Source organism: Mucilaginibacter sp. P2_A4 (assembly GCF_056405015.1).
In genome coordinates this window covers 44278-58194 of the sequence record NZ_JBFUCX010000009.1, presented here as the reverse complement: position 1 = coordinate 58194, position 13917 = coordinate 44278, and the positions used below count along the sequence as shown (strand labels likewise).

Here is a 13917-nt window from a genome sequence, read left to right as displayed (position 1 = left end):
TTGTTATGTCACGCTCTGTATAGCAATACAATAAAACTTTTGCTTACAGGCTAATTTTTGGTTTTTCTCACCCTCATGTAAAACATGCTCTGCAATTCTGTTAATTTCTATAATTAAACCTATTTTGCATTAATGAACGCAGAACAATCAAGGCTAAAGGATACAGGCTGGAAAAGATGGGGACCTTACGTAAGTGATCGCCAATGGGGAACAGTACGTGAGGATTACAGCGCCAGCGGTGATGCCTGGAATTATATAACCCATGATATGGCACGCAGCAAAGCCTACCGCTGGGGCGAGGAGGGGATTGCAGGTATATGCGATAGGCAGCAAAATTTGTGTTTTGCCGTCGCGTTGTGGAATAAAAAAGATCCGATCATTAAAGAACGCTACTTTGGTTTAAGTAACCCCGAGGGAAATCATGGTGAAGATGTAAAGGAGCTGTATTATTACCTGGATAGTACACCTACGCATTCGTACATGAAAACGCTTTACAAGTACCCGCAAACTGAATTTCCTTATGCCGAACTTGTTAACGAAAATAAACGCCGTACCCGCAACGATCCTGAATTTGAATTGATTGATACCGGAATTTTCGATAAAGATGAATACTTTGACGTTTTTACCGAATATGCCAAAAACGAGCAGGACGACATCCTGATTAAGATCACGGTGCATAACCGGGGCGATGCCAGTGCAGCGCTTAATGTAATGCCTACCTTATGGTTCCGTAACACCTGGAGTTGGGGCTATGATGATTATAAACCGCATATCACAGCATCTGGCAACGGTACAACTGAGGTGTTTCATAAAGATCTTGGTCAGCTTTGGCTCCACACGGAAGGCAACCCCCAGGTTTTGTTCTGCGATAATGAAACCAACATGAAACGCCTGTACAATTTTGATAGCGGACTTCAATACCATAAAGATGGCATTAACGATCATATTGTACATAAGGCCGATACCATTAATCTTAAAAATACGGGTACAAAAGCGGCTGTGAATTATGATATTGATATCGCCGCAAAACAAAGTGTAACCATCAGGTTAAGACTTTCGCCGGATGCCAATTATAGCTTTGAGGATTTTGATGAGGTTTTTAATACCCGCCTAACTGAAGCCGATCAGTTCTATAATGACATTCACAGTAACAAGAATGATGTTGATAGGTGCCTCATTCAACGACAGGCATTTGCCGGCATGCTGTGGAATAAGCAATTCTACTACACTGATGTTCGCCAATGGCTAAACGGCGATCCTTCGCAGCCAGAACCGCCCGCCAATAGAGAAGATGCACGTAACCATAAATGGAGGCACCTTAATACTAAAGATGTGATATCCATGCCTGATAAATGGGAGTACCCTTGGTTTGCGGCATGGGATCTTGCATTTCATTGCCTGCCTTTGGCTGCGATTGATATGGCTTTTGCTAAAAATCAACTGGTTTTACTTACCCGGGATTGGTATATGCACCCAAACGGACAATTACCGGCTTATGAATGGGATTATGGAGATGTGAACCCACCGGTACACGCCATGGTAACCTGGCACGTGTATAAAACTGATAAATTGGCCAACAATGGTAAAGGTGATACCTATTTCCTGGAAAGGATATTCCATAAACTGATGCTCAATTTTACCTGGTGGGTAAACCGTAAGGATGCCCAGGGTAATAATATTTTTGAAGGTGGTTTTCTTGGTATGGACAACATTGGCGTGTTCGACAGGAATACTCAACTTCCATCTGGCCAACACCTGGAGCAGGCGGATGGTACCAGCTGGATGGCTATGTACTCGCTTAATTTATTGCGGATTGCTACCGAACTTGCCGCAACTGATAAAGCATATGAGGATATCGCCTCTAAGTTTTTTGAACATTTTATCTATATCGTGGGTGCGATGTCAAACCTCGGTGAAAACAATGAAGGCCTTTGGGATGAGCAGGATGGTTTCTTTTACGATCAGATCCGGTTTCCTAACGATGGATCGATCAAAATGAGGGTCAGAAGTATTGTAGGGCTTATCCCGCTGTTTGCAACAGAGGTTTTGGAAGAAGCCGATATAACTGATAGTCCTATATTTAAAGAGCGCCTTAAATGGTTTGCCGAAAAACGACCGGACCTTGCATCGCTGGTTTCGCGCTGGAATGAAAAAAATTGCGACGGAAAGCATCTTATAAGCTTGTTGCGTGGATACCGCATGAAATCTTTGCTGAAATATATGCTGGATGAGAAGGAGTTTTTAAGTGAGTATGGTATTCGCTCGCTATCTAAATATCATCAGGATAATCCATTTAAAATTGCTGTGAATGGTGTTGATTTTGGTATTGGTTATACTCCTGCCGAAAGTGATAGTGGTCTTTTTGGCGGCAACAGTAACTGGCGCGGGCCCATCTGGATGCCCATAAACTATTTAATTATTGATAGTTTACACCGCTTTCACCAATATTATGGTGATGATTTCAAAGTGGAGTGCCCAACAGGATCTGGTAACTTCATGAACCTTTCTGAAGTAGCTAATGAACTGTATCTGCGGGTATCCAAATTGTTTTTACGGGACGAAAAAGGAAACCGACCACTTTTTGGTACCAATCAAAAAATGCAAACCGATCCCCACTTTAAAGATCACTTACTTTTTTATGAATTTTTTGATGGTGACAACGGGCGTGGCGCCGGTGCATCTCACCAAACCGGCTGGACTGGCCTAATTGCAATTTGTTTACGCAGGAGTAAGAAAAATGAACCGTTATGCTGATTACTTTCGGCACAGCCGTCCGCAAACGCACAGCACAGAAGTAGCCCGTCCCTTACGATCCTGAAACTGGTCGGGTATAAGGACTTATACTTGAAAAACTCTCCTGTAAATTTAATGTGTAAAAAAGACACAATAAGTTTTAATTTGCTGATTATTATTATTTAGATTTACTGTACCACAATAAAACTAAATTATAAGCATGAATTACAACAGGAGAAAATTTATCCAAAGCACAGGTGCATTGGTGCTTGGCGGCCTTGCCTTATCAGGAAAAGCAGCATCTTTATTAAGTAATATGGCAGCTCCGCATGCGGTAGGCTTGCAGCTATATACGTTTTTCGGTGTTATAGACGAAGATGTAAAAGGCACACTTTCTAAAATAGCATCTCTGGGGTATAAAGACATGGAATCGGCCTTTAGCAAAAAAGGGGGATACTATGGTATGACACCTACAGAGTTTAAAGGCATGGTGAATGACCTTGGTATGAACTGGACCTCGCACCATGTTTTAGGTGCTCCGTTTAAACTTCCTCCGGGGACAAAACTACCTAATGGCGCCGATGGCAAACCAATGGTGATCCCACCAATGAAAAACCTGCGCGATAATATGCAGGAACTTGTTGACGATGCAGCTGCCGGCGGGATAAAATACCTGGTATGCGCTAATTCCCCAACGGCAACAATAGAAGAAGTAAAATCAACTATAGAGGTGCTTAACAAAACAGGGGAGGCTGCTAAAAAGGTAGGGATTCAATTTGCATACCATAACCATGATATGGAATTTCATCCTGTTGATGGTAAAGTGCCTTATGATATGCTTCTTAGTGAAACCGACTCCCAAAATGTAAAAATGGAACTCGATCTTGCCTGGGCAGTAAAAGCGGGTAAAGATCCCGTCGAAATGTTTAAACAGCATCCCGGCCGTTTCCCGCTATGGCACGTGAAAGACCTGGACGCCAGCCGTACAACGATATTGCCTGTTGGCAGTGGTACTATAGATTTTAAACCAATTTTTGCAGCGGCAAAATCTGCAGGAATGCAACACTTTTTTGTAGAGCATGATGGGCCAAAAGATCCGCTTGCAAGTATTACCAGTAGCATTGGGTTTTTGAAAAGTAATTTGAAAGTGTAAGTGCTCATTCAAACCTTGTGTAAGGAGTAAAAATTTAAAGAAACGTGTTCTAAATCGCCCCAAAAGTGGCGATTTAGAACACGTTTAACTACTTAACAATTCCATAACATGTGCTCATTTTGATTTAAGCCGGTCTTTAAGTATCTTAAGGCGGCAAATAAAACATTATAAAGCATATGGCAGCAACCCCGGCAGAGCAATTAAAAAGAGTTTTAAAGCCCGTTCACCTTTGGGCAATTGCTGTGGGGTTAGTGATCTCGGGGGAATATTTCGGCTGGAACCTCGGCTGGGCCGTATCGGGTACTGTTGGGCTTTTGATAGCCACTTTGGTGATTACGGTAATGTATATCACCTTCATTTTCAGCTATACAGAACTTACTACTTCAATTCCTCATGCGGGCGGGGCTTTTGCTTATGCCTATAGAGCCATGGGGCCGTTTGGTGGATTAATTGCAGGCTACGCAACCCTTGTAGATTTTTTAGTGGCCACACCGGCAATTGCTGTGGCCCTTGGCACATATCTTCATTTTCTGAATAATGATATCCCAGTTTTGCATACCGCCATGCTTTTTAATGTTGCTTTCATTATTCTTAATGCATACGGCGTAAAGGAATCAGCCACTTTTTCCATTTTCATTACCTTGTTAGCGGTTGCAGAACTGCTGCTTTACATGGGTGTTGTTTCTCCTCATTTTAAAATGACTACCTACTTAACCGATCCTATGCCTTTTGGGTGGAGCGGAGTATTTGCAGCTTTGCCCTTCGCGGTTTGGTTTTATTTGGCCATTGAAGGTGTAGCTATGGTAGCCGAAGAGGTTAAAGATCCTAAAAAGAATATTCCGAGAGGGTATATTTCGGCCATTGCTACTCTGGTGTTTTTGGCGTTGGGGGTGATGATCCTTACAGGCGGAGTAACCGACTGGCACAAGCTAAAAAGCCTTGATTATCCACTGCCTGAAGCTATAGGAATTGTACTGGGTAAAGGAAACGGGCTAACAAAAATATTTGCAAGCATTGGTTTGTTTGGTCTGATAGCGTCGCTGCATGGTATCATTTTGGCCTCATCAAGGCAAATATTTGCCATGGCGAGAAGTGGTTATTTACCCCGCGGATTAGCAAGTATTAACCATCGTTTTAAAACACCGCATTGGGCGCTTATTGTTGGTGGAATAGTAAGCTCAATTTTTATTTACAAATTTAAAACTGATCAAATTATTATGTTATCCGTACTCGGCGCCGTGGTAATGTACATGATGAGCATGATCAGCCTGTTTATATTACGAAAAAAAGAACCCAACCTGGATAGACCTTTTGCCGCACCTTACTATCCCATTTTTCCGGCTATTGCACTTGTTATTTGTGTCATATGCTTGATAGCTACCATGTATTTTAATGGAGAGATGAGCCTCATATTCTTTGCCGGCTTAGCCTTGGTAATTTTGGTTTTTGTGCTGATGGGTAAACATAAAGTTGCGCTTACAGACGAAATGATGACCGCTCCAGTGTTTACTGAAGCCGGATAGTACCATGTATAGATCAATCAACAATTGAATTAATAACCAATTTAATGTCTTATCGCCATACCATACGTAACAAAGTTTATAAGTTTCCAGATTTGAAAACTTTGTTGGGCAAAGCGTCACCTTATCGTTCGGGAGATGAGCTTGCAGGCGTGTGCGCCGGAAGTTATGAGGAAAGAGTCGCAGCCCAGATCACGTTGGCAGATGTGCCTTTAAAAACGTTTTTGAATGAAGCGGTTGTTCCTTATGAGCAGGATGAGATCACGCGTTTAATTATCGATGACCATGATGTTATTGCATTTGATCAAATAGGGCATTTAACAGTTGGTGAACTTCGTGACTGGCTTCTTAGCGATGAAACTGATACAGTAACACTGACCAATATCTCAACAGGCCTTACGCCTGAAATGGTGGCGGCCGTATCCAAACTGATGCGTAACCAGGACTTGATCGCGATAGCAAAAAAGTGCGAAGTAGTTACCAGCTTTCGGAACACGATTGGGTTAAATGGGCGTTTCAGTACACGCTTGCAACCCAATCATCCAACTGATGATCCTAAAGGTGTTGCAGCCAGTATTATTGATGGCTTGCTTTATGGAAGCGGTGATGCCACAATTGGTATTAACCCGGCCACTGATAGTCCGGCGGCGGTAAGCAATTTGTTGAAGTTGATGGATAATATCAGGCACCAGTTCGAGATTCCGACACAAACATGCGTATTGGGGCATATTACTACAACTTTGCAGTTGATAAATGAAGGAGCTCCTGTTGACCTCTGCTTTCAATCAATAGCAGGCACAGAAAAGGCCAATTCAAGTTTTGGTATCAACCTGAATTTAATTGGAGAAGCGTATCAGGCTACGCTATCTCTCCATCGTGGAACTATTGGCGATAATGTAATGTACTTTGAAACAGGGCAGGGTAGTGCGTTATCAGCTAATGCAAATTTCGGCGTAGATCAACAAACCTGCGAGGTTCGGGCTTATGCTGTTGCCCGGAAATTTAAACCTTTATTGGTGAATACGGTGGTGGGTTTTATAGGCCCCGAATATTTATATGATGGCAAGCAAATTATCCGTGCGGCCTTAGAAGACCATTTTTGCGGAAAATTATTAGGGCTACCCATGGGATGCGACGTTTGTTATACTAACCATGCCGAAGCCGACCAGGATGATATGGATAACCTGCTTACCCTATTGGGCGTAGCAGGTTGTAATTTTATAATGGGTATACCCGGTGCCGATGATATTATGCTTAACTATCAATCAACATCTTTTCATGATGCATTATACCTGCGTAAAGTACTCGGACTTAAACCGGCTCCTGAGTTTGAACTGTGGTTAATTAAGCAGGGTATTGTTGATGATAAGGGTAATATGCTACCGGTAAATTCATCACATGGCTTACTTGGCGCCATGGTTTGATGCAAGGGTAAAGGCCAATGGTGATTGCCAATTTTGAATTTTAAAATGAAAAGAAACCTCCCACAAGAGATAGAGCCATTAAAAGCGTTGCAGGAATTTACATCTGCACGCATCGCTATTGGGCGGGTAGGTACAAGTATTCCGCTAAAACAGTCTTTAGATTTTAAACTGGCTCATGCTCATGCGCGTGATGCTGTCTATTCCGAATTGGATATCAGTCAATTAATAGAGTCACTTAAACCTTTTGAGGTACCTGTAATCTGCCTGCATAGCCAGGTGCACAACCGTCAACAGTATTTACAACGACCTGATTTTGGCCGAAAGCTTAACGAGGTTTCGTCAGATCAATTGGATGATTATTTTGTCCATACCGATGTGGCTATCATCATAGTTGATGGCCTTTCGGCAACAGCTGTAAATGAGAATACTATTGGTTTACTAAAGGAGCTTATACCCTTGCTATCCCAAAGCGAATTTAAGTTAGCCCCAATTAGCCTGGTAGAACAGGGAAGGGTAGCTATAGGTGATGATATTGGCTATAAACTTAAAGCTCAATTATCCCTTGTGCTGATAGGCGAACGTCCGGGGCTTAGTTCGGCAGACAGTGTGGGAGCATATCTTACTTATAAACCCAAACCTGGTCTTACCGATGAAACGAGGAATTGCGTATCAAACATCCGCCCAAAGGGTTTGACCTATAAAAAAGCTGCCAGGAAGATTTTTTACCTTATCAGCGAAGCATTTAAACTGAAGCTATCTGGTGTGAATTTAAAAGATAATGCCGGATTGATTGGCTAAAAGCAGAAAGCGCTTTAATAAATTGCGAAGCTCTCTGCTTTATACCTTCAGCTCATTTTTTCACCGGTCTTTTTTCAATGGTGCCGTTAAATGAAATAGGATCGCGGTTGCTGCTAATCACCTGTAGTGAGGCATAACCATCTTCGCTTATATTGAGGTACATTGATTGGATATCCCTAAAATCACTAATATTTTTATTGGTTGGTTTAATAGTTATTGCCCAGCCGCTTTTTTTACCAGGTTTTACAACGTAAGTAAAATGTGTATTGGTGAATTTGATCCCACCCTCGCTTGATCCGTATGGGGGCGCGGTATATGCCCGGCCAAAATAAGGCAGATAGGATATTATGGTATCCTTTGCAACAGTAAAATCGTACTCTGATGTTAAAGATCTGCTGCCACCTCTTGAAGGGATTGCATAGTTAGCATTAAATAAGAAGTTTTGAGATTCAACAAGGGCTTTTATTTCGGCTATATGGGCCGCCTTTTTATCCTTATGCGTGTTTTGAGCATTAGCCATTTGGCCGCCAATAAAAACGAAGGTAAATAGTATTAATATTTTATGTAGCGCTTTCATAATAAATGATTTAAGGTTTGACGGTAAAGGTTTACTTAAGTTTAATTCATATCAAATTTAAATATTCTTTTAACAAAAAAGCCATCCGTTTTTGCGGATGGCTTTGAATTATTTGAGCTTTTAAAATTATATCAGGTTAACGCTGCGATTCACAAACTCGGTCAGTTCGGCGCCTGTTAATAGTCCTTGCGAAAGCAATGCAAGATCAAACGCTTGTTTTGACAATTGGGCTTGCACTTCTTCGTTCTGTTCCTGCAATATGCGGCTGATCAGTTTATGGTTGCTGTTTACAATTACCTTGTAATTATCAGGCATGTTGCCATAAAAGCCCATACCACCACCCATAGCTGCCATGTCTTTCATACGACGCATAAATTCGTCCATGGTTACAGTAACAGGTAACTCATCAGGGTTAAGGCTCTCTAATTGAACGTTATATGCTGGTTTGTTAATTGATTTATTAAAGATATCTTTTACCTTAGTTGACTGCTCATCGGTTAAAACAGACTCTGGCGCTTCATCTTTTTTAATCAGCTTATCGGCAACATCAGCATCAACGCGTTTCATCGATGTCTTCTCCAACTTTTGCTCCAGCTGACTAATGAAATGATTATCAATTGGCGAGTTCATCACCAACACATCATAACCTTTTTTATTGGCCGATTGTATAAACGAATCTTGTTTTGCAGGATCATTGGTGTAAATGTAAACCAACTGACCATCTTTATCTGTTTGAATAGCTTCAACTTTCTCTTTATATTCAGGTAAAGTGAAGTTCTCTTTTTGGGTATTGGTCACCAAAACAAAGTCTTTTGCTTTATCATAGAATTTGTCTTCGCTTACCATGCCGTATTTTACAAACAGGCCAATATCGGTCCATTTTTCTTCATAAGCTTTGCGGTCGGCTTTAAACAGATCTGACAATTTATCAGCTACTTTTTTGGTGATGTAACTGTTAATTTTCTTAACGTTACTGTCGGCCTGTAAAAAGCTTCTTGAAACGTTCAACGGAATATCTGGTGAATCAATTACACCATGTAATAGCATTAAAAACTCAGGAACAATATCTTTTACCTCATCGGTAATAAATACCTGGCGGGAGAATAATTTGATTTTGTTTTTTGATATCTCGAAGTCGTTCTTCAGCTTAGGGAAGTACAATACGCCTGTAAGGTTAAACGGATAATCCACATTTAAATGGATCCAGAATAAAGGATCTTCGCTGAATGGATAAAGTTGTTTGTAAAAGTTAAGGTAATCCTCATCTTTTAACTCTGAAGGGGCTTTAGTCCAAATTGGGTTGGTATCGTTTATGATGTTATCAACCTCAATATCCATGTATTTTGGTTTTCCTTCTTCATCAACGCCATCCTCAACAGATTCGGTTTTGGTGCCGAATTTAATTGGAACAGGTAAAAATTTACAGTATTTATCAAGGATTTCCTGTAGTTTGTATTTGCTCAGGAACTCTTCAGATTCGCTGTTGATGTATAGGGTGATCTCTGTACCGCGTTCGGCTAATACACCTTCGCCAATTTCAAATTCGGTACTGCCATCACAAACCCAGTAAGCTGGCTCAGCGCCTTCCTGGTATGATAGGGTTTGAATTTCAACCTTATCAGCAACCATAAAGGCAGAATAAAAGCCTAAACCAAATCTACCTATGATCTCATTGGCATCTTTAGCTTCTTTAAATTTCTCCATAAACTCAGTAGCGCCCGAGAATGCTATCTGGTTGATGTATTTTTTAATTTCTTCGGCGGTCATACCCAAACCATTGTCGGATATGGTGATGGTTTTCTTAACCTCGTCAAATGCAACTTCAACGCGCAGATCGCCAAGTTCGCCATTGTATTGGCCTAAAGAGGCCAGGCGTTTAATTTTTTGGGTAGCATCTACAGCGTTTGATACCAGCTCTCGCAAAAATATCTCATTATCTGAGTAAAGAAATTTCTTAATTATCGGAAAAATGTTTTCGGTGTGGATTGAAATGCTGCCTTTTTCTTGCATAATATTGATATATGAATGGATTAATATTAATTTCTACCTGCAACCATCAATGCATGTTCCAAAGCGGGCAATGTTGTCAAATTGGCAGGAAAGATTTCTATGCTCGCTTTTAGAATGAAGATGGATGAAGTTTAAAAAGAACTCAAAAGCGCTTTTAAAACCTTATTTAAATTTTTCACGGCCTCTTCGTTAATCAAATTACCATTGTTATCCATTTTAGACCGGATAAAGGAAATTACCAAAGTAGCGTCATCAATAATCTTAGCCGACAATGCGCCTAAAGTAAGCAGTAATGATGCATGGGCATGTTCACCTCCCAATGATGCAGTTATCAATGCCACCGGCTTATCGACTAATGAGCCGCTTGATACCATCCAATCCAGCATATTTTTAAGCTGACCAGGTACGCCGAAAGCATATTCAGGAGTGCAAATGACGATTCCATCAGCATTGCCTAAATGTTGCCGTAATACTATCACAGAGGCAGGTGGGGCGTCATTATCCAATCCCGGGTCAAAAGGAGGGATCAACGCCAACTCATCGTAAATAGAATAGCTGATATCCCGAGGCAGCAACTCGCCTAAATATTTTAAAATATTGTGATTAGTTGAGCCACTCCTTAAACTACCCGAAATCGCTAAAATTTTATGCTGGATCATTTTTGTAATCGTTGTAAAAAATGCAAATCAAAAGTTCCCCCTTCAGGGGGATAGGGGGCTCTATGGTACAAACTGCAAGATGAATGACGATCCCTTGCCCTCAGTTGATTGTACCTGTATATTTCCCTTATGCAACAGCATAATTTGTTTACACAAGCTTAGGCCTATACCGCTTCCCGTTTTTTTGGTGCTAAAGAATGGGATAAATATCTTGTCTAATAATTCCGGGGGCATGCCGAGGCCATTATCTGTAATTTTAATCAACGTTTTGCTGTTGTTTTGTACTTCGGCAGATAGGGTGATCCGTGGCTCCTCGCGGTCTTTCACGGCTTCAATAGCATTTACCAACAGGTTGATCATAACTTGTTCAAGCAGGTTAATATCTGCTTCTACAGCAAGTGTAGGATCGCGCATGATGATTTCCAGTTCAATGTTTTTCTTTTCCAGGGTAGGCCGCATCAGGCTGTTCAGATTCTCGAACAGATTACGCACCAATACTTTGTCTCTATCCAGTTTGGTGATCTTGTTGAGGCTTCTATAGCTTTCTGTAAACTTTAGCAAGCCTTCGCTGCGGCGTTTAATGGTATCTATACCCAATTCCAGATCCTCCAGTTCGCTGCTTTCTATGCTATTGGCTATCTCCGGACTTTGAAGGCGGTTCTTCAAGGTATCTGCCAGTGAGGAAATAGGAGCTACCGAGTTCATGATCTCATGGGTCATTACATTTAGCAATTTCGACCATGCTTTTGATTCCGTTTCATCCAGCGCTTCGCTCACATTCTGGAACGCTATTAATTTGTAAAGTTTCTCATCGCTACGCATCAGGCTGGCTGTTATCAAAATCTTAACCAGTTGCTGATTGCGCGAAATGGCAATGATATTGCTTTCGCCCGGTTTTAATTTAAGCAGTTCATGGTACATCGCCGGCTCTCGTTTTTCAAGTGATTGTACCGTTTTTAAATAGGGGATACCAAGCAGTTTTTTAAAGGCTTCATTTATCCAGCTAATATTGCCTGTTTCTTCTTCATACGATAGTATGCCGGTATCAACCAGTTCCAATATTTTTTGCAGGTAATGGTATTGGGTTTCACGCTCACGGCTGATGAGCTTAAAGGTGGTGTTGATATCATTAAAACCTTTACGTAAAGGTTTTAACTCGTTCGGGGCCTTACGCACGTCAAAATGGCGCGAGAAATCGCGGTAGTGTATTGATTCAACAAACTGGTTAACCTCGTCCTGGGCTTTTTTCTGGAACCGGATCATTTCAATAACGGCGTAAGTTACCAATGGGATACAGATAACCAGGTACAGGTACAATCCCTTAACAGTTACAAAAGCTGCGGCCGACAGGGCTAAGAACATTAAAAATACACGCAGCAAAAGCCGCCATTCGTAACGGTTAAATATCATATTTGCTTAATCTGCGGTATAAGGCGGTACGCGTTAGTCCAAGTTCTTTGGCAGCACGGGTAATATTGCCATTGTGTTTTTCTATCACCTTTAAAATAGCATTTTTCTCCAGGGTGCTTAACTGAATATTATCGTCATTAATGGAATTATCTGTTGATGTTTCCAATATGGAAAATATCAGGTCATCTGGTCGTAGCACCTGATCATCGGCCATAATAACAGCACGCTCAATGGTGTATTGCAGCTCGCGTACGTTACCAGGGTAATTATATGATTTGAGCTTTAGCAAGGCCGGTGCATCAAACTCCACAGCAGGTTTTAAATACTTGGTGGCATATAATTTGGCAAAGTGCCTGGCCAGTATCACAATATCCTCACTACGGCGGCGCAGGGGCGGCATATTAATCTCAACGGTATTGATCCGGTATATTAAATCCTTACGAAAACGGTTTTCATTGGCCAGCTCATGCATGGGCACATTGGTAGCGCAAATTAGCCTGATATCAATATCAATAGCCTTATTGGTGCCTAACCGGGTTACCTGCCTGTTTTGCAGTATGGTTAGCAGTTTTGCTTGCTGTTGCAGGCTGATGTTTCCTATCTCATCCAAAAATAATGTGCCTCCTTGCGCATCCTCAAAACGACCGGTACGATCTTCGCGGGCATCGGTAAATGCTCCTTTTTTATGCCCGAACAGCTCACTCTCAAAAAGAGTATCGGTTAATGCGCCTACATCCACTTTTACAAATGGTTTATCGGCCCGCAGGGAACGCTCATGAATAGCCTTGGCCATCAAATCTTTACCGGTTCCATTTTCTCCCAATAGTAAAATATTGGCGTCGGTAGGGGCAATTTTATTTACTTTATAAAATATATCCTGCATCACGTCAGATTCGCCCAATATGGATGTATCTCCCGCAGTGCTTTTTGCAGCGGTTTTAACGGTTTTTACCCCGCCTTCTTTTTTATCTAAAAGCTCTTTAATGGTGGCTATTAGTTTCTCATTATGCCATGGTTTTACCACAAAATCGTCCGCGCCTTCTTTTAACGAGCGTACGGCGAGGTCAATATCGCCATAGGCGGTTATCATGATCACGCAAACATTTGGCTTCCAGTCTTTCACTTTTCGTAGCCAGTACAAACCTTCGTTGCCGGTATTTATGGCACTGTTAAAGTTCATATCCAGTAAAACCAGGTCTACCTCATTACGTTGCAGCAGCCAGTTCAGATTTTCCGGATTTTTCTCCGTAATTACTTCATTAGCCTGTGTTTTGAGCAATAGCTTTACAGCCGTAAGTACATCCGGGTCATCATCAACAATAAGAATAGTAGCTTTTTTAAGTATCATTTGGTATAGTTCATAGTTAAAGGTTCATTGATCATAGCCGATAGTTCTTTGATGATGATTTATAGCAGACGCACGGTATTCAACAATTGTTACTAATTATCTACAGCTACAATTCTTTTGCCACGAACCATCATCTATTAATCTTCAACTAAAGAAAACTTTCTGCAAATTAATAATTGAATACTTAAAATTCACAGTATTATATAAATACAACAATTAAACAGGCATCAGTCATAAAAAGCAGTAATTTTAGTTATAACTAATATACATGTTATGAGGCCACCG

General features: G+C 41.2%; 10 protein-coding genes. 5 read left to right on the top strand and 5 right to left on the bottom strand.

The annotated features are described in order from the left end of the window. Positions 1–132 precede the first annotated feature (132 nt). The 5 genes from AC1DYB_RS16990 (at position 133) to eutC (ending at position 7628) form a co-directional block, all read left to right on the top strand. A complete protein-coding gene (locus AC1DYB_RS16990) occupies positions 133–2754 on the top strand; it encodes an MGH1-like glycoside hydrolase domain-containing protein (RefSeq protein WP_477436692.1) in 2622 nt (873 codons plus the stop codon). A gap of 199 nt (positions 2755–2953) precedes the next feature. After that, positions 2954–3886: a sugar phosphate isomerase/epimerase family protein gene (locus tag AC1DYB_RS16985; RefSeq protein ID WP_477436690.1), complete on the top strand. Its 933-nt coding sequence runs from the start codon at positions 2954–2956 to the stop codon at positions 3884–3886. Between the two features lie 176 nt (positions 3887–4062). Further along, on the top strand, positions 4063–5409 hold the full coding sequence (gene eat / locus AC1DYB_RS16980) for an ethanolamine permease (RefSeq protein ID WP_477436687.1): 1347 nt from the start codon (positions 4063–4065) through the stop codon (positions 5407–5409). A 44-nt stretch (positions 5410–5453) separates the two neighbouring features. After that, entirely contained in the window at positions 5454–6830 is a 1377-nt protein-coding gene (locus AC1DYB_RS16975) for an ethanolamine ammonia-lyase subunit EutB (protein WP_477436685.1), read from the top strand. 45 nt (positions 6831–6875) lie between these two features. Next, positions 6876–7628 (top strand): ethanolamine ammonia-lyase subunit EutC, encoded by a 753-nt coding sequence (eutC, locus tag AC1DYB_RS16970; RefSeq protein WP_477436683.1) that lies wholly within the window; start codon positions 6876–6878, stop codon positions 7626–7628. 52 nt (positions 7629–7680) lie between these two features. Here the strand turns inward: eutC and AC1DYB_RS16965 are convergent, their stop codons facing one another. The 5 genes from AC1DYB_RS16965 to AC1DYB_RS16945 form a co-directional block, all read right to left on the bottom strand. Then, positions 7681–8205, bottom strand: a complete 525-nt coding sequence (locus tag AC1DYB_RS16965; protein WP_477436681.1) for a DUF4251 domain-containing protein — start codon at positions 8203–8205, stop codon at positions 7681–7683. A 126-nt stretch (positions 8206–8331) separates the two neighbouring features. Beyond that, positions 8332–10215 carry a molecular chaperone HtpG gene (gene htpG, locus AC1DYB_RS16960; protein WP_477436679.1) on the bottom strand — a complete coding sequence of 628 codons (1884 nt, stop codon included), beginning with the start codon at positions 10213–10215 and terminating at the stop codon, positions 8332–8334. A 131-nt stretch (positions 10216–10346) separates the two neighbouring features. Further along, the gene (locus AC1DYB_RS16955; RefSeq protein ID WP_477436677.1) at positions 10347–10874 is read right to left on the bottom strand and encodes an NADPH-dependent FMN reductase; all 528 of its coding nucleotides are present in this window, start codon (positions 10872–10874) and stop codon (positions 10347–10349) included. Positions 10875–10934: 60 nt separating this feature from the next. Next, complete coding sequence (locus AC1DYB_RS16950; RefSeq protein WP_477398826.1) at positions 10935–12284, bottom strand: sensor histidine kinase; 1350 nt, start codon at positions 12282–12284, stop codon at positions 10935–10937. Further along, positions 12274–13632 (bottom strand): sigma-54-dependent transcriptional regulator, encoded by a 1359-nt coding sequence (locus AC1DYB_RS16945; protein WP_477436675.1) that lies wholly within the window; start codon positions 13630–13632, stop codon positions 12274–12276. The genes AC1DYB_RS16950 and AC1DYB_RS16945 overlap by 11 nt, the downstream gene beginning before the upstream one ends. Between the last annotated feature and the right edge of the window lie 285 nt (positions 13633–13917).